The sequence below is a fragment of the Pseudomonas sp. 21LCFQ02 genome, from assembly GCF_024129895.2.
Taxonomy (GTDB): domain Bacteria; phylum Pseudomonadota; class Gammaproteobacteria; order Pseudomonadales; family Pseudomonadaceae; genus Aquipseudomonas.
The window spans coordinates 19802-37354 of sequence record NZ_CM178749.1; the positions used below are offsets into that span (position 1 = coordinate 19802).

Below are 17553 nucleotides of genomic sequence, written 5' to 3' on the forward strand. Positions count from 1 at the left end.
GTGCGTTCAGCAGAATATTTTGAACAAGCGGGTGCAGTGCGGTGTAACGCAATCCTTGCCTGCCCGGCTGCCGTGCTTCACTGGCGAGTCGACTCAATTGCCGATCGGCGTGACCTTGCGTTGCATCTGGATTTCTGCAACGGTCTCGATCTGCTCCTGGGCGACAGGTACACCGGTCAGGTCGCCGATCAGGCGCCAGTGCTCGTCCAGGCCGGAACTGATGGTCGCCATGCGGTCGATCATGCGCCGCCCCGCCGCCCGGGTGACCTCGTCTTCACTGCGCAGCAGTTCAAAAGACATGGACGTCATGGAGGCTGTCAGATGCGTCAGGGTCCGGGCAGTCAGGCCCAGAAGCTCCGTTAGTTGACGTTCCTTTGAGTTCATCCGAAAAACCCTCGTGTAATCTGTCTGCTTTTATAACTCAGGGCCGACACTAAAGATACGAGCCATCTTAGCACCGCGTGAAGCACATCGCATTCACGGTGATGACATATAGCCACCTACGTTTTTGGCGACTCCGGTTGCGACAGGCAAGCGCCTGCTTTTGTTGCGGATATTGCAAAACACCAAGAGCCCGGTGTACAACTGATCTCTTTGCCCCCCAACAAAATGGACGGAACTGATTTCTCCCTCGGTCAACGCCTTCCCATGACCCCGACGGGCCACAGATCAAGCCAAAATACACTCAAACCCTTATAAATCAACGGCGCCGTTGCGATGCTGCGACATTTTTTTATACCATCGCGCCTTCCCTATTTCGTCGCTCAATGCGGCTTTCGCTGTAGATCTCGTCCGTTTTCCCGATAAAAAACCGGTTTGGACAGCTACGGTCTGTTGCAAAAAAGGTAGTCAATAATGAACGCCAGGCACTTTCTCTCGATGATGGATTACACCCCAGACGAACTGCTGGGCTTGATCCGTCGTGGCGTAGAGCTCAAAGACCTGCGAAATCGCGGCGTGCTTTTCGAACCCTTGAAGAACCGGGTGCTGGGGATGATTTTCGAGAAATCCTCGACACGTACCCGTCTTTCCTTCGAGGCCGGCATGATCCAGCTGGGTGGCCAGGCCATCTTTCTGTCTCATCGCGACACCCAACTGGGCCGCGGCGAGCCTATTTCTGACAGCGCCAAGGTCATGTCGCGCATGCTCGACGCGGTCATGATCCGCACTTACGCCCACAGCAACCTGACCGAGTTTGCCGCCAACTCCCGCGTGCCGGTGATCAATGGTCTGTCCGATGATCTGCACCCGTGCCAGTTGCTCGCCGACATGCAGACCTATCTGGAACACCGCGGCTCGATCAAGGGCAAGACCGTGGCCTGGATCGGCGACGGCAACAACATGTGCAACAGCTATATAGAAGCGGCCATCCAGTTCGACTTCCAGCTGCGCGTCGCCTGCCCGTCGGGCTACGAGCCAAACCCGGACTTCCTGGCACTGGCCGGTGACCGCGTCCAGGTGCTGCGCGATCCGAAAGAAGCCGTGGCCGGTGCGCATCTGGTAAGCACCGATGTCTGGACCTCGATGGGTCAAGAAGAGGAAACCGCACGCCGCCTGGCACTGTTTGCACCTTATCAGGTCACCCGTGAGCTGCTCGACCTGGCGGCCCCGGACGTGCTGTTCATGCATTGCCTGCCGGCGCACCGTGGCGAGGAAATCAGCGCCGACGTGCTCGACGACCCCCGCGCCGTGGCCTGGGACCAGGCAGAGAACCGCCTGCACGCGCAGAAGGCCTTGCTGGAGTTTCTGGTCGCACCGTCGTTCAAGCCATGAGCCAGCCACTGCTGCTGAACCTGCGCAATCTGGCCTGCGGCTATCAGAATCAACGTGTGGTGCAGGACCTGGACCTGCACCTGAACGTTGGCGATATCGGTTGCCTGCTGGGCTCTTCGGGTTGCGGCAAGACCACCACATTGCGTGCGATAGCCGGCTTCGAGCCGGTCCATGCCGGCGAAATCAGCTTGGGCGGTGATGTGATTTCCCGACCCGGCTTTACCCTCGCACCAGAGAAACGCCGGATCGGCATGGTGTTTCAGGACTACGCCCTGTTTCCGCACCTGACCGTTGCGCAAAACATCGGCTTCGGCATCAACAAGCACCCGCGGCTGAATCAGGTTATCGACGAACTGCTCGAACTGGTCAACCTCGGCTCACTCGGCAAGCGCTACCCCCACGAACTGTCCGGCGGCCAGCAGCAACGAGTGGCGCTGGCCCGCGCCCTGGCCCCCGAGCCTCAGTTGCTGCTGCTCGATGAGCCGTTTTCCAACCTGGATGTAGAGTTGCGTCGGCGCCTGAGCCACGAAGTGCGCGATATCCTCAAGACCCGCGGCACCAGTGCGATTCTGGTCACCCACGACCAGGAAGAAGCCTTTGCCGTAAGCGATCATATCGGCGTCTTCAAGGAAGGCCGTCTGGAGCAGTGGGACACACCGTACAACCTGTACCACGAACCCCGCACGCCTTATGTGGCGAGCTTCATTGGCCAGGGCTATTTCATTCGCGGCCAGTTGCTCGATCATGAGTCGATCAGTACCGAACTGGGCATTCTGCGCGGCAACCGTGCCTATCCCGGCGTCTCGGGCAGCGCGGTAGAGGTTCTGCTACGCCCCGACGATATCGTCCATGCGCCTGATGGTGCGCTGAAGGCAAAGGTCACTGGCCGCACCTTCCAGGGAGCCTCGACCCTCTATAGCCTGCAACTGGCCACCGGCACCCAGCTCGAAGCGCTGTTTCCCAGCCACATCGACTACAACACGGGCGCTGAGGTGGGCATTCGTGTGGCCGCCGACCACCTGGTGGCGTTCCCGGCTGCTGGCTCCGTCGCCACCCACGCCATCACCCCGTAGGAGCGGCTTCAGCCGCGAAGGATCCCGGCTGAAAGAGCGACCCTGGTCGCGAAGGCGGCGTGAAACCCACCGCTAATGTGCTGGTTTTACCGGCCCTTTCGCGAGCAAGCTCGCTCTCACACAAGCAGCAGCGCTTACCAAGCTGGCGCGAAAAGCCCCTTCCTTCAGGTGGGGGAAAGCGCCACCGCGAAGCGGTCATAGGGGTTAAGATCCATAAAACCGCCCTATCCTGTGTTTCATGACTGAAATGAAAGCGACCAAAACCCTCAAGGTTCGAGTGCGGGACAAGCATGCAGCGCAGCTGCGTGAAGCTTCTCGTGCTGTGAATTTTGTGTGGAACTACGTAAACGAGTTGAGCCGTCGCTCGATTCGTGAGCGCGGTCGTTTTCTGTCAGCGTTCGACATTCACAAGTACACCAACGGGGCCAGCAAAGACCTGGGGCTGCACAGCCAATCGGTGCAGGCTGTTGCCGACGAATATGTCACACGGCGCAAGCAGTTCAAAAAGCACCAGCTCCGCTGGCGCTGCTCGGGCGGCGCTCGGCGCAGCCTGGGCTGGGTGCCCCTCAAGGCCGGCGCTGCTGTCTGGAAAAACGGCCAGGTCGTCTTCAACAAACAGCACTTCAAGGTCTGGGACAGCTACGGCCTGGCGGGCTTTAAATTCAGGTCCGGTAGCTTCAACGAGGACACCCGTGGGCGCTGGTATTTCAACGTCGTGGTCGAGGTCGATCGCCAGTTATCGCCAGGCCAGGACGCGGTGGGTATCGACCTCGGACTGAAAACCACGGCCACCTGCAGCGACGGTCATCGCCTTGAAAGCGGCAGGTTCTACCGGGATCTGGAGAGAGCCCTGGGCACGGCCCAGCGCGCCGGCAAGAAGGCCCGTGTGCGGGCGATTCACGCCAGGATTGCGAACCGCCGCAAGGATGCCCTGCATAAGTTCAGCAACGCGCTGGTAGCGCGTTGTGGCGTCATTGTGGTGGGCGATGTGAACTCACTGAAACTCGCGAAAACCAGGATGGCCAAGTCGGTGCTGGACGCCGGCTGGGGTCAATTGAAAACCATGCTGGAATACAAATGCGATCACGCAGGCACGGTTTTCAAGGTTGTTAGCGAGAGAAACACCACCCAAACCTGTTCGAGCTGCAAGCAATTGCCGGACTCGAGGCCCAGAGGTATCGCAGGGCTTGGAATAAGGGAATGGACTTGTTGTGGGTGTGGTGCCACCCACGACCGCGACGTCAACGCCGCCAAGAACATTCTCGCGCTCGGGCATGAGCGTCCAGTTGTGGGAATCCCCGCCCTTTAGGGCGGGGAGGATGTCAAATTAGCCGCGACCGATGGCTGCGAACTGTGCCAGGGTCTGCTCCGCCAGCGCCGCAGCACTCAGTTCGACCTCCAGCCCCCGCCGCCCGGCACTGACAAACACCGTCTCGAACGGCCGGGCGCTGTCATCGATAAAGGTGCGCAGGCGCTTCTTCTGGCCCAGCGGGCTGATGCCCCCCAACAGATACCCCGTTGAACGCTGTGCGGCTGCCGGGTCGGCCATTTCCGCTTTCTTGATCCCGGCAGCCGACGCCAGGGCTTTTAAATCCAGCGTGCCGGCCACCGGCACCACTGCTACCAACAGCTCACCTTTTTCACTGCTGGCCAATAGTGTCTTGAACACCCGGGCGGCCTCCAGCCCCAGTTTCTCAACCGCTTCCAGACCGTAAGACGCCGCTTTCGGATCATGTTCATAGCTATGAATCCGGTGTTCGATGCGGTTCTTTTTCAGCAAATCCAGTGCAGGGGTCATGGTCACTCCAGAGCGGTTCAGGGCGAGCGCCACTTTAAGCCAAAAACACAAAAACAGCCGCTGTTACAAATCAATCTCGCAAGGCTGAAGTCCTGATTTTTCCTACAACATCAGTCGATATTGCACAGGGCATAAACGACAAATGTCAGTCATCGTTCAATTTCGACCTTTGACAGCGCAAAACTGTGGCTATATTTTCATTTGCGAATATTGTCGAACATTCAGTTTACGGCATGCGCATCATTTACAAGACTTTACGGGGTCCTGACTTACTCACTCTTTCGACAAACCACTGCTCTTCATGAGCCAGAACAAGAACGAGGTTTGCATGACAGTCCAGATACAACAACCCAGCCTGGCCGGCCAATGCACCGCCGAATTTCTCGGCACTGCCCTTATGCTGTTCTTCGGTACCGGTTGCGTGGCAGCGCTCAAGGTGGCGGGTGCCAGCTTCGGTCTTTGGGAAATCAGCATCATCTGGGGCATGGCGGTCAGCATGGGGATCTACCTGAGCGCCGGCATCTCCGGGGCTCACCTCAATCCCGCCGTCAGCATTGCCCTGAGCCTGTTTGCCGGTTTTGAAAAAAAGAAACTGCCGTTCTACATCGGTGCACAGCTCGCCGGTGCCTTCTGCGGTGCCGGGCTGGTCTACCTGCTGTACATCAGCCTGTTTTTCGACTTCGAAAACGCCCACCAATTGGTTCGCGGCAGCGCCGAGAGCCTGCAACTGGCGGCGGTGTTCTCGACCTACCCGAACCCGGCAATTTCCACCGGCCAGGCCTTTCTGGTCGAGGTGGTGATCACCTGTGTGCTGATGGCGGTCATCATGGCGCTGGTCGACGATAACAATGGCCTGCGATGCGGCCCGATGGCGCCCTTGCTGATCGGCCTGCTGGTGGCGGTGATCGGCAGCGCCATGGGTCCGCTGACCGGCTTCGCGATGAACCCGGCCCGGGATCTGGGGCCCAAGCTGATGACATTCTTTGCCGGCTGGGGCGACATCGCCTTCACCGGCGGGCGCGATATTCCGTACTTTCTGGTCCCGTTGTTCGCCCCCATTCTGGGCGCCTGCCTCGGCGCCGCCGGTTACCGGTTGCTGGTTGCCCGCCATCTGCCAGGCAACGAGCAGCAACAACCAGCCAGCAAGAAGATCAGCGCCAAGGCCCATACGTCTTCCTGACCCCATTCACCTGCTCAAGGCAATCGACATGACTGACGTACAGAACAAGAACTACATCATTGCCCTCGATCAAGGCACCACCAGTTCCAGGGCCATCATTCTGGATCGCAACGCCAATGTGGTGAGTTCCGCGCAGATCGAATTCACCCAGCACTATCCGCAGGCCGGCTGGGTCGAGCATGACCCGATGGAGATTTACGCCACCCAGACCGCCTGCATGACCAAAGCGCTGGCCCAGGCTAACCTGCAGGCCTCGCAAGTCGCCGCCATCGGCATCACCAACCAGCGTGAAACCACTGTCGTCTGGGAAAAGGACACCGGCCGGCCGATCTACAATGCGGTGGTCTGGCAATGCCGACGCAGCACTGAGATCTGCCAGCAGCTCAAACGTGACGGCCTGGAAGACTACATCCGCGAGACCACCGGGTTGGTGATCGATCCGTATTTCTCCGGCACCAAACTCAAGTGGATCCTCGACCATGTCGAAGGCAGCCGGGAGCGGGCGCGCAAGGGTGAGTTGCTGTTCGGCACCGTTGACAGCTGGCTGATCTGGAAGCTCACTGGCGGCGAGGTGCATGTCACCGATTACACCAACGCCTCACGGACCATGCTGTTCGATATCCATAATCTGCGCTGGGACCCGCGCATGCTCGAAGTGCTGGATATCCCCGAGCAGATGCTTGCGCAGGTCAAAGGCTCATCGCACGTCTACGGTCAGACCCGCAGCGGCATCCCCATTGCGGGCATTGCCGGTGATCAGCAGGCCGCACTGTTCGGCCAGATGTGCGTTGAACCGGGTCAAGCCAAGAACACCTACGGCACCGGTTGCTTCCTGCTGATGAACACCGGCAGCACCGCGGTGCGCTCGACCCATGGCCTGCTGACCACCATCGGCTGCGGACCGCGCGGCGAGGTGGCCTATGCTCTGGAAGGCGCGGTGTTCAACGGCGGCTCTACCGTACAGTGGCTGCGCGACGAACTGAAAGTGGTCAACGATGCACTGGACACCGAGTACTTTGCCAGCAAGGTCAAGGACAGCAACGGGGTCTATCTGGTCCCGGCCTTTACCGGGCTGGGAGCACCGTACTGGGACCCTTATGCACGCGGCGCGCTGTTCGGCCTGACCCGCGGGGTGAAGATCGACCACATCATCCGCGCCACGCTCGAGTCGATTGCCTTCCAGACCCGCGACGTACTTGATGCGATGCAGCAGGATGCCGGCGAACGGCTCAAATCCCTTCGGGTCGACGGCGGCGCGGTCACCAACAATTTCCTGATGCAGTTCCAGGCGGACATTCTCGGCACCCACGTTGAACGACCGCACATGCGTGAAAGCACTGCGTTGGGCGCCGCCTTCCTTGCCGGGCTGGCCACCGGTTTCTGGAGCAACCTGGACGAACTGCGCGACCGCACCGGTATCGAGCGGGTATTTACCCCCGACATGCCTGACGCCCAGCGCGCCCAGCACTATGCAGGCTGGAAGAAGGCCGTGGAGCGCACCCGCGACTGGGCGCCACACGACCCAGCTGATTGAAGCCACGACAAAGGCGGCTGACAGGCGGGGTACGGCTGGTTCATCATGACGCCATTTGCACCAGGCGCCTGAAGGAAAACAATGAACCTGCCTCCCCGCCAGAAACAGACCCTCGAACTGGTCCGCGAACGTGGCTACGTCAGTATCGAGGAGCTGGCCACTCTGTTCGTCGTCACGCCGCAGACCATTCGCCGTGACATCAACCAATTGGCGGAACTGAACCTGCTGCGCCGCTACCATGGCGGCGCGGCTTATGATTCGAGTATCGAAAACACCGCCTACGCCATGCGCGCCGACCAGATGCGTGACGAGAAACAGCGCATCGCCGAAGCAGTGGCCGCGCTGATCCCGGATAACGCCTCGTTGTTTATCAATATCGGCACCACCACCGAAAGCATCGCCCGTGCCCTGCTCAATCACAACAACCTGAAAATCATCACCAACAACCTCCATGTGGCGGCGACGCTGAGCGCCAAGGATGATTTCGAAGTGCTGGTCGCAGGCGGCAATGTGCGCCGTGACGGCGGTGTAGTCGGCCAGGCCAGTGTCGATTTCATCAGCCAGTTCAAGGTCGACTTTGCCTTGATCGGCATCAGTGGCATCGATGAAGACGGTAGCCTGCTGGATTTCGACTACCAGGAGGTGCGCGGCTCCCAAGCCATGATCGGCAACGCTCGCCAGGTCATCCTCGCCGCAGACTCCAGCAAGTTCGGCCGCAACGCCATGGTCCGCCTCGGGCCGATCAGCCTGATTGATTGCCTGGTCACCGACCAGGCGCCGGTGCCGGCACTGCATCAGTTGCTCAACCAGCATAAGGTTCGCCTGGAAGTGGTCTGAGCCTTGTCGTTCGAGCCGGCCGACGATTGACCCATCGGCCGAGCTGATTGTTCGTTTTTGTTCCTTTTTATTTTCAAACCTGGTTATTTCATCAGACCCAACTGGATCATGGCATTTTGTTGCGCTATTATTTTCGAAAATGAACATGAATGTTCGATTTCAGACTTAGCGCCATCGTCCTGTATCCCGGAGGCCACCCATGACCGACCTGAACGCGCCCACTGCATCGCCCGCCCCGATCTACGATATCGCCGTCATCGGTGGCGGCATCAACGGTGTCGGTATCGCCGCCGATGCCGCGGGCCGCGGCCTGTCGGTGTTGCTTTGCGAACAGGACGACCTGGCCAGCCACACCTCCTCGGCCAGCAGCAAGCTGATCCACGGCGGGCTGCGGTATCTGGAACACTACGAATTTCGCCTCGTGCGTGAGGCGTTGGCCGAACGCGAAGTACTGCTGGGCAAGGCGCCGCATATCGTCAAGCCGATGCGCTTTGTGTTGCCACACCGTCCGCATCTGCGTCCGACGTGGATGATCCGTGCCGGCATGTTCCTCTATGACCACTTGGGCAAACGCGAGAAGCTGCCGGCTTCGCGCAGCCTGCGCTTCGGTGCCGACAGCCCGCTCAAGCCGGCCATCAAACAGGGTTTCGAATACTCCGACTGCTGGGTCGACGATGCCCGGCTGGTGGTGCTCAATGCCATGGCAGCCCGGGAAAACGGTGCGCAGATCCATACCCGCACCCGCTGCGTGGACGCCAAACGCATTGACGGGCTATGGCAGGTCAACCTGCAGGACCGGCATGGCAGGAGCTTTTCGATTCACGCCAGGGCACTGGTCAACGCCGCCGGCCCCTGGGTGGCAAAACTGCTGCGCGAAGACCTCAAGGTGCAATCGCCCTACGGCATTCGGCTGATTCAGGGCAGCCACTTGATCGTACCGAAGCTCTATGAAGGCGATAACGCGTTCATTCTGCAAAACGAAGACAAACGCATCGTCTTCACCATCCCTTATCTGGATCAGTTCACCCTGGTCGGCACCACCGACCGCGAGTACCTGGGTGACCCAGCCAAAGTGAAAATCACCGATGAGGAAACGGACTACATCCTCAAAGTGGCCAATGATCATTTCAATCGCCAGTTGAGCCGCGCGGATGTCCTGCATACCTATTCCGGCGTGCGTCCGCTGTGCAACGACGAGTCGGACAATCCGTCGGCCATCACCCGCGACTATACCCTGGCGCTCAGTGGCGCCAGTGGCGAGGCGCCGGTGCTGTCGGTGTTCGGTGGCAAGCTGACCACTTACCGCAAGTTGGCCGAGTCGGCCATGGCGCAACTGGCCCCCTGGTTTACTCAAATGAAACCGGCATGGACCGCCAACGCCCCGCTGCCAGGAGGCGAACAGCCGATCAGCAGCGAGCAGCTGATTGCCCGCTTTGGCTGGCTGCCCGAACAGATTGCCCGCCGCTGGGCACGCACTTACGGCAGCCGTAGCTGGCAGGTGCTGGACGGCGCGCAGAGCCTGGCAGATTTGGGTGAACACTTCGGTGCCGGGCTGTATGAACGGGAAGTCGAATACCTGTGCAATCAGGAATGGGTGACCTGCGCTGATGACATTCTGCGCCGGCGCACCAAGCTGGGCCTGTTCACCACGGCCAGCGAACAAGCCGCGTTAAAAGCGTGGCTGGACGCGCGCTACGCATCGAGCCCTGCCGCAGCCTGACCCCTCCCCCGCAGGGCTTGCCAGCGCAAGCCCTCAGCCGCTCTCTCCCCGACTCGACGGATCACGCGCCGTGAAAAACATTCGGATTTCCGAACGCGCGCGTTGTCTGAATTCGGCTTCCCGGACGTTCAACCACCGTCAAGAAGCCGAAACAATAAATTAATCCCTTTAAAATCAATTGGATAGCTATTCGCCACGGTCTGGCACGACTCATGCTCTACACTCCATGTCGACCGCTTCAACATCCAGGCGCGTGTCTAGCAAGAGGCGCCGTTGAAGCTTTCGTTGAACATATGACTGACGCCAGATCAGCCGTCCAAATAAAAAATGAAGTCGAGGAATCACTGATGCGTATCGTTCCCCAGTTGTTGGGCGCAGCCATTGCTGCCGCTCTGATCAGTACTCCAGTCAGCGCCGCTGAACTCACCGGCACACTGAAGAAAATCAAAGACTCCGGCACCATCACTCTCGGTCACCGTGACGCGTCCATTCCGTTTTCTTATATCGCGGACGCTTCTGGCAAACCGGTTGGCTACTCCCACGATCTGCAACTGGCCGTCGTTGAAGCGGTCAAGAAGCAGCTCGACGTACCGAACCTGAACGTCAAGTACAACCTGGTCACCTCGCAGACCCGTATCCCGCTGGTCCAGAACGGCACCGTCGACCTGGAATGCGGTTCGACCACCAACAACGCCGAACGCGCCCAGCAGGTCGATTTCTCGGTCGGCATCTTCGAGATCGGTACTCGTCTGCTGTCCAAGAAAGATTCCAGCTACAAAGACTTCGATGACCTCAAGGGCAAGAACGTGGTGACCACCGCCGGTACCACCTCCGAGCGCATCATCAAAGCCATGAACGCCGACAAGCAGATGGGCATGAACGTCATCTCGGCCAAGGACCACGGCGAGTCCTTCCAGATGCTCGAATCGGGTCGTGCCGTAGCCTTCATGATGGACGACGCCCTGCTGGCCGGCGAAATGGCCAAGGCCAAGAAGCCAACTGACTGGGAAGTCACCGGTACCGCGCAATCCTACGAAATCTACGGCTGCATGGTCCGCAAAGGCGACGAAGCCTTCAAGAAAGCGGTCGATGACGCCATTGTCGCGCTGTACAAATCCGGCGAGATCAACAAGATCTACGCCAAGTGGTTTGAGTCGCCAATCCCGCCAAAAGGCCTGAACCTGAACTTCCCGATGAGCGATGAGCTGAAAAAACTGATCGCCGAGCCTAACGACAAGCCAGCCCCGGAAAAAAAGGCCTGACCGGTCGCTGACCTTCCGGGCGGCCTGCATGGCCGCCCGGGACAGCTCATTCACACGCAGCAGCAATGATCCAACGTCAATGGTTGACGTGCATTCGCCTGAAAGGATTCGAGCACCACGCATGCGTGCATCTCGATCGACATCGAACAAGAGGGGGAGACCCTGATGAATTACAACTGGGACTGGAGTGTGTTCTTCAAGTCCACGGGCATTGGTGACGAGATCTATCTGGACTGGTTCATTTCCGGTCTGGGCTGGACCATCGGCATCGCGCTCGTCGCTTGGATCATCGCACTGACCCTGGGATCGGTGCTGGGGATCATGCGTACGCTGCCCAATCGTTTCCTGTCGGGCATCGCCACAGCTTATGTGGAAATTTTCCGTAATGTACCGCTGCTCGTGCAGCTGTTCATGTGGTACTTCCTGGTGCCAGACCTGCTGCCTGAAGGCCTGCAGGAGTGGTACAAGCAAGACCTCAACCCCACCACCTCGGCCTTCATCAGCGTGGTGATCTGCCTGGGTCTGTTCACCGCCGCGCGGGTCTGTGAACAGGTGCGTACCGGTATCGAAGCGCTGCCGCGTGGCCAGGAATCGGCCGCACGGGCCATGGGTTTCAGGCTGTCGCAGATCTACTGGAACGTCCTGCTGCCGCAAGCCTACCGGATCATCATTCCGCCGCTCACCTCGGAATTCTTGAACGTGTTCAAGAACTCTTCGGTGGCCTCGCTGATCGGCCTGATGGAACTGCTGGCGCAAACCAAACAGACCGCCGAGTTCTCGGCCAACCTGTTCGAAGCCTTCACCCTGGCGACCCTGATCTACTTCACTCTGAACATGAGCCTGATGCTGCTGATGCGCCTGATCGAGAAGAAAGTAGCGGTGCCCGGCCTGATTTCCGTAGGGGGTAAATGATGGATTTCAGTGGAATCATCCCTGCCCTGCCGGGCCTGTGGAACGGCATGCTCATGACCCTGCAGCTGATGGCGCTGGGTGTCGTCGGCGGTATTGCCCTGGGTACTGTGCTGGCCCTGATGCGACTGGGCTCGAACAAGATTCTGGCCAATATCGCCGGTGCCTACGTCAACTACTTCCGCTCGATCCCGCTGCTGCTGGTGATCACCTGGTTCTACCTGGCGGTGCCGTTCGTGCTGCGCTGGATCACCGGCGAAGACACGCCAATCGGTGCGTTCACCTCCTGCGTCATCGCGTTCATGATGTTTGAGGCGGCTTACTTCTGTGAAATCGTCCGCGCCGGTGTGCAGTCGATCTCCAAGGGTCAGATGGGCGCTGCCAAGGCGCTGGGCATGACCTACGGGCAGATGATGCGCCTGATCATTCTGCCGCAGGCGTTCCGCAAGATGACCCCGCTGCTGCTGCAGCAGAGCATCATCCTGTTCCAGGACACCTCGCTGGTCTACGCCGTCGGTCTGGTGGACTTCCTCAATGCTGCCCGCGCCAATGGCGACATTATTGGCCGCGCCAATGAGTTCCTGGTTTTCGCCGGTCTTGTGTACTTCACGATCAGCTTCGCCGCCTCGTTCCTGGTGAAGCGTCTGCAAAAAAGGTTCGCCGTATGATTACCATCAAAAATGTTAACAAGTGGTATGGGGATTTCCAGGTTCTGACCGATTGCAGCACCGACGTCAAAAAGGGCGAAGTGGTGGTGGTCTGCGGCCCGTCCGGTTCCGGCAAATCGACGCTGATCAAGTGCGTGAACGCCCTGGAGCCATTCCAGAAAGGCGACATCGTGGTCGATGGCACCTCCATCGCCGACCCGAAGACCAACCTGCCGAAACTGCGTTCGCGGGTCGGCATGGTGTTCCAGCATTTCGAACTGTTCCCGCACCTGTCGATTGTCGACAACCTGACCATCGCACAGATCAAGGTATTGGGTCGCAGCAAGGAAGAGGCCACCAAAAAAGGCCTGCAACTGCTTGAGCGCGTGGGCCTGTCGGCACATGCCAACAAGCACCCTGGGCAACTGTCCGGCGGCCAGCAACAGCGTGTGGCGATTGCCCGGGCGTTGGCCATGGACCCGATCGTGATGCTGTTCGACGAGCCGACCTCGGCGCTGGACCCGGAAATGGTCAACGAAGTGCTCGACGTGATGGTGCAACTGGCCCACGAAGGCATGACCATGATGTGCGTAACCCACGAGATGGGCTTTGCCCGCAAGGTTGCCGACCGGGTGATCTTCATGGACAAAGGCCAGATCATTGAAGACTGCGCCAAGGAAGAGTTCTTTGGTGACGTGAGCGCACGCTCCGAGCGTACTCAGCAGTTCCTCGCCAAGATCCTGCAACACTAAGCAAAGCCAGCGACCGGCTACCTGTACGTTACGGGTAGCTGGCCGCGTTGGGACGACTGTGATGAAATGCGACCCCTCTCTTTATCGCGCTGCTCCGCCATCACTCGCCGTGAAACCCCGTCTGATCCGTCAACTGTTTCTGCCGCCGCTGATCCTGATCCTGGTCATCGCCATGGGCTATGGCGCCTATCGGGTCAGTGAGCATCACGGCATCCAGAACCTCAGCGAAAGTGGCGCCCGCCAGCTGGAACTGCATGCCCGCACAGTTGAGAGCGAAATCAGCAAGTACACCTATCTGCCCAGCATTCTGGAACTGGAAGACAGCGTCGGCCAGTTGCTCACCGAACCCACCCCTCAATTGCAGAACCAGGTCAACAGTTACCTGGAAGGCCTGAACCGCCGCAGCCGCAGCCGCGCCATCTATGTGCTGGACACCACCGGACGGGTCATGGCCACCAGCAACTGGCGCGACAGCGACAGCTATCAGGGTGAAGACCTGTCGTTTCGCGCCTACTTTCAGGATGCCGTGCGCGGCCAGCCCGGACGCTTCTATGGGATCGGCACGACGATTGGCGAGTCAGGTTATTACCTGGCCCACGGCCTGGAAGACAAAGGCCGGATCATTGGCGTGGCCGTCGTCAAGGTACGCCTGGAAACCCTTGAAGAGCGCTGGCAACGCGCCCGCCTGGAAGCCTTCGTCAGCGATGAGAACGGCATCATCATTCTCTCCAGCGACCCGGCCCGGCGGCTCAAATCGGTCCGCCCGCTGACCCCGACCATCAAGGAGCGCCTGGCACGCAGCCTGCAATATTACTGGTGGCCGCTCAATGAGCTGGTGCCGCTGGAACGCCAGAGCCTGACCGAAGGGGTCGAAGAGCTGACCTTCCCGGCCAACGCCAGTGTCGACCGCGAACACACCCAGGTCAGCTACCTGGCCCAGACCCGGCCATTGAGTGATACCCCCTGGCACCTGACCTTGCTCACGCCGCTGGAAGACCTGCGTCGCGAAGCCGCCAACCAGGGCATGCTGGTCGCGGTGGCCTGCGCGCTGGTGACCTTCCTGCTGATTGCCTGGAACGAGCGACGCAAGGTGATCGCCACCCGGCTGGCCGCCCGTGAGGCGCTGGAGGCTGCCAACGACGAGCTGGAACGCAAGATCACCGAACGCACCGAACACCTGCGCGCCAGCAACGAACGCCTCAAGGCGCAGATCCGGGAGCGGCGCCAGGCTGAAGAAACCCTGCGCAAAGCCCAGGACGAACTGGTCCAGGCCGGCAAACTGGCAGCCATCGGTCAGATGTCCACCAGCATTGCCCATGAACTCAATCAGCCACTGGCCGCCTTGCGCACCCTGTCGGGCAACACCGTTCGGTTCCTCGAACGTGGCGCCCTGGACACCGCAACCACCAACCTGCGCACCATCAATGACCTGGTCGACCGCATGGGCCGTATCACCGCCAGCCTGCGCGCTTTCGCCCGACGCGGCGAAGACAAAGGCCAGGCACAACTGGACAAGGCCGTGGACGCGGCCCTGCAATTGCTGGCCGGACGCCTGGAAACCAGCCCGGTCAAACTGCACCGCGACCTGGCCGAGGCCACCCTGGGTATCGACCAGACCCGCCTGGAGCAGATTCTGGTCAACCTGATCGGTAACGCGGTGGATGCCATGCAGGCGCAGCCGCAAGCCGAACTGTGGCTGGTCGGCCAGGTGGTCGATCAGCGCTATCGGCTGAGCGTGCGTGACAACGGCCCCGGCGTCGATCCCGAGGCACGTCGGCACCTGTTCGAGCCGTTTTTCACCACCAAACCGGGCGACCAGGGTCTGGGCCTGGGCCTGACCCTGTCGGCCAGCCTGGCCGCCGCTGCCGGCGGCAGCCTGAGCGCCGAACACCCCGACGATGGCGGCGCGCTGTTTATCCTCAGTCTGCCGCTGCTTGACCACCCGGCCGGCCAACCCGACCCGTACGCGTCTACCTGAGAGCACTGCCATGAACATCAATCACAACCTGACAGTGCTGATCGTCGAAGACGACCCCCATGTGCTACTGGGCTGCCAACAGGCACTGGCCCTGGAAGATATTGCCAGCGAAGGCGTGGGCAGCGCAGAAGAAGCCCTGGCGCGGGTCGGCAGCGACTTTGCCGGTATCGTCATCAGCGATATCCGCCTGCCCGGCATCAATGGCCTGGAACTGCTGGAACGACTCAAGGCCATCGACGCCAGCCTGCCGGTGGTGCTGATTACCGGCCATGGCGATATCACCATGGCGGTCAATGCCATGCGCGATGGCGCCTACGATTTCATGGAAAAGCCCTTCTCTCCCGAACGGCTGGTGGACGTCACGCGCCGGGCACTGGAGCAACGCGGCCTGGCCCGCGAGGTCTGGGCGTTGCGTCGGCAACTGGCCGAGCGCGACAGCCTGGAAGGCAAAATCATCGGCCGCTCACCGGCCATGCATAACCTGCGCGAGCTGATCGCCAACGTGGCCGATACCTCTGCCAACGTGCTGATTGAAGGCGAGACCGGCACCGGCAAAGAACTGGTCGCCCGTTGCCTGCACGACTTCAGCCGGCGCCGTGACCATCAATTCGTGGCGCTGAACTGCGGTGGCCTGGCCGAGAGCCTGTTCGAGTCAGAGATTTTCGGTCACGAAGCCAACGCCTTCACCGGCGCCGGCAAACGACGGATCGGCAAGATCGAGCATGCGCACAAGGGCACACTGTTTCTCGATGAAGTCGAAAGCATGCCGATCCCGTTGCAGATCAAGCTGCTGCGGGTCTTGCAGGAACGTACCCTGGAGCGGCTGGGTTCGAACCAGGCAGTCGAGGTGGACTGCCGGGTGATCGCCGCCACCAAGTTCGATCTTGATGTGTCGAGCAGGGCCGGGCAGTTTCGCAGCGACCTGTATTACCGGCTCAACGTGGTGACTCTTGAGTTGCCGCCACTGCGCGAGCGCCGCGAGGATATTCTGCAACTGTTCGAGCACTTCCTGCAGTTGTCGGCGCTGCGCTTTGATCGCGAGCCACGCGCCATTGACCGCCAGACGTTGTCGAGTTTGATGAGCCATGACTGGCCAGGCAATGTGCGGGAACTGCGCAATGTCGCCGAACGTTATGCACTGGGCCTGCCGGCATTCAAAAACAGCAGCAGCCGCGATGCGGAAAGCCCGCGCCTGAGCTTTGCCGAAGCCGTGGAAGCCTTTGAGCGGAACATGCTCAGCGAAGCCTTGCAGCACAGTGGCGGCAACCTCAGCCAGGCCAGCCAGGAGCTGGGCATGGCCAAGACGACGCTGTTCGACAAGGTTAAAAAGTACGGGTTGTAAAGGCAGTGGCAAGCTTCAAGTGGCAAGCTGCAAGGGAACAGCGTCGTCTTCGCTTGCAGGTCGGCTGCCCGATAAAGATCAGGCGGCGATGATCTGGCGGATCGCGCCGACGAACACATCCACCGGCTGACCACCCGAGACGGCGTACTGCTCGTTGAAGATGATGGTCGGCACTGAACTGACGCCGCGGGTGATCCACAGTTGTTCGAGTTCACGCACTTCGGCGGCGTATTGACCCGAGGCCAGGACCTCTTCGGCGCGCAGCCGGTCGAGCCCGACCCGTTGCGCCAGGTCGGCCAGGGTAGCGCGGTCTGAAGGGTTTTTCAGGTCGGTGAAGTAGGCCTTGAACAAGGCGTGTTTCAGCGCCAGCTGTTTGCCTTCTTGCTCAGCCCAGTGCAGCAGTCGATGGGCGTCGAAGGTGTTGTAGATGCGGCGCTCGCCGCTGGCAAAATCAAAACCCAGTTCAGCACCGCGCTCGCGGATGGTGGTGTGGATCGCTTCGATCTGCTCGGGGCTTGAGCCATATTTCTCGGCGATGTGTTCCTTGATGTCCTGACCTTCGGCAGGCATGGTCGGGTTCAGCTCATAAGGCTGCAAGTGAATCTGTGCGCTGACTTCGCTGCCCAGTTGCGCCAAGGCCTGCTCCAGTGCTTGCAGGCCGATGATGCACCAGGGGCAGGAGATGTCAGACACGAAGTCGATTTTCAGGGGTGTGCTCATGGGGTGGGCCTTGGTCTGAAGACAAAGG

Annotated in this window: 16 protein-coding genes; 13 read left to right on the forward strand and 3 right to left on the reverse strand. The window is 60.1% G+C overall.

Going from position 1 to position 17553, the window contains the following annotated elements; all coding sequences use genetic code 11:
- Positions 1-93 precede the first annotated feature (93 nt).
- Positions 94-384, reverse strand: a complete 291-nt coding sequence (plzR, locus tag NJC40_RS00120; RefSeq protein ID WP_045482415.1) for a PlzR type 4 pili assembly inhibitor — start codon at positions 382-384, stop codon at positions 94-96.
- 471 nt (positions 385-855) lie between these two features.
- Between plzR and argF the strand changes: the two genes are divergently transcribed.
- The 3 genes from argF (at position 856) to NJC40_RS00135 (ending at position 4155) form a co-directional block, all read left to right on the forward strand.
- Complete coding sequence (argF, locus tag NJC40_RS00125; protein WP_045482417.1) at positions 856-1773, forward strand: ornithine carbamoyltransferase; 918 nt, start codon at positions 856-858, stop codon at positions 1771-1773.
- Positions 1770-2846: an ABC transporter ATP-binding protein gene (locus NJC40_RS00130; protein ID WP_253142937.1), complete on the forward strand. Its 1077-nt coding sequence runs from the start codon at positions 1770-1772 to the stop codon at positions 2844-2846. Before argF ends, NJC40_RS00130 begins: the two co-directional genes overlap by 4 nt.
- Positions 2847-3093: 247 nt before the next feature.
- Positions 3094-4155: an RNA-guided endonuclease InsQ/TnpB family protein gene (locus NJC40_RS00135; protein WP_492180443.1), complete on the forward strand. Its 1062-nt coding sequence runs from the start codon at positions 3094-3096 to the stop codon at positions 4153-4155.
- A gap of 18 nt (positions 4156-4173) precedes the next feature.
- Here NJC40_RS00135 and ybaK read toward each other — a convergent pair whose 3' ends face one another.
- Positions 4174-4644 carry a Cys-tRNA(Pro) deacylase gene (gene ybaK, locus NJC40_RS00140; RefSeq protein ID WP_253142410.1) on the reverse strand — a complete coding sequence of 157 codons (471 nt, stop codon included), beginning with the start codon at positions 4642-4644 and terminating at the stop codon, positions 4174-4176.
- Positions 4645-4972: 328 nt separating this feature from the next.
- Between ybaK and NJC40_RS00145 the strand changes: the two genes are divergently transcribed.
- The 10 genes from NJC40_RS00145 (at position 4973) to aauR (ending at position 16805) form a co-directional block, all read left to right on the forward strand.
- Positions 4973-5824, forward strand: a complete 852-nt coding sequence (locus NJC40_RS00145) for an MIP/aquaporin family protein (RefSeq protein ID WP_253142411.1) — start codon at positions 4973-4975, stop codon at positions 5822-5824.
- Positions 5825-5852: 28 nt separating this feature from the next.
- Positions 5853-7358 carry a glycerol kinase GlpK gene (gene glpK, locus NJC40_RS00150; RefSeq protein WP_253142412.1) on the forward strand — a complete coding sequence of 502 codons (1506 nt, stop codon included), beginning with the start codon at positions 5853-5855 and terminating at the stop codon, positions 7356-7358.
- Between the two features lie 81 nt (positions 7359-7439).
- Positions 7440-8195 carry a DeoR/GlpR family transcriptional regulator gene (locus NJC40_RS00155; protein WP_045482429.1) on the forward strand — a complete coding sequence of 252 codons (756 nt, stop codon included), beginning with the start codon at positions 7440-7442 and terminating at the stop codon, positions 8193-8195.
- A gap of 199 nt (positions 8196-8394) precedes the next feature.
- A complete protein-coding gene (gene glpD, locus NJC40_RS00160; protein WP_253142413.1) occupies positions 8395-9915 on the forward strand; it encodes a glycerol-3-phosphate dehydrogenase in 1521 nt (506 codons plus the stop codon).
- Positions 9916-10262: 347 nt separating this feature from the next.
- Positions 10263-11177, forward strand: a complete 915-nt coding sequence (locus tag NJC40_RS00165; RefSeq protein WP_045482434.1) for a glutamate/aspartate ABC transporter substrate-binding protein — start codon at positions 10263-10265, stop codon at positions 11175-11177.
- A 165-nt stretch (positions 11178-11342) separates the two neighbouring features.
- Positions 11343-12089, forward strand: coding sequence for an amino acid ABC transporter permease (locus NJC40_RS00170; RefSeq protein WP_045482436.1), 747 nt, complete (start codon positions 11343-11345; stop codon positions 12087-12089).
- Positions 12086-12754: an amino acid ABC transporter permease gene (locus tag NJC40_RS00175; protein ID WP_253142414.1), complete on the forward strand. Its 669-nt coding sequence runs from the start codon at positions 12086-12088 to the stop codon at positions 12752-12754. The genes NJC40_RS00170 and NJC40_RS00175 overlap by 4 nt, the downstream gene beginning before the upstream one ends.
- The gene (locus NJC40_RS00180; protein WP_045482442.1) at positions 12751-13485 is read left to right on the forward strand and encodes an amino acid ABC transporter ATP-binding protein; all 735 of its coding nucleotides are present in this window, start codon (positions 12751-12753) and stop codon (positions 13483-13485) included. The genes NJC40_RS00175 and NJC40_RS00180 overlap by 4 nt, the downstream gene beginning before the upstream one ends.
- A 61-nt stretch (positions 13486-13546) precedes the next feature.
- Entirely contained in the window at positions 13547-15463 is a 1917-nt protein-coding gene (aauS, locus tag NJC40_RS00185; RefSeq protein ID WP_253116903.1) for a two-component sensor histidine kinase AauS, read from the forward strand.
- 10 nt (positions 15464-15473) lie between these two features.
- On the forward strand, positions 15474-16805 hold the full coding sequence (gene aauR, locus NJC40_RS00190; protein WP_253116905.1) for a two-component response regulator AauR: 1332 nt from the start codon (positions 15474-15476) through the stop codon (positions 16803-16805).
- A 78-nt stretch (positions 16806-16883) separates the two neighbouring features.
- On the opposite strand, the gene NJC40_RS00195 is transcribed toward aauR, so the two are convergent.
- On the reverse strand, positions 16884-17525 hold the full coding sequence (locus NJC40_RS00195) for a DsbA family oxidoreductase (protein ID WP_253116907.1): 642 nt from the start codon (positions 17523-17525) through the stop codon (positions 16884-16886).
- Between the last annotated feature and the right edge of the window lie 28 nt (positions 17526-17553).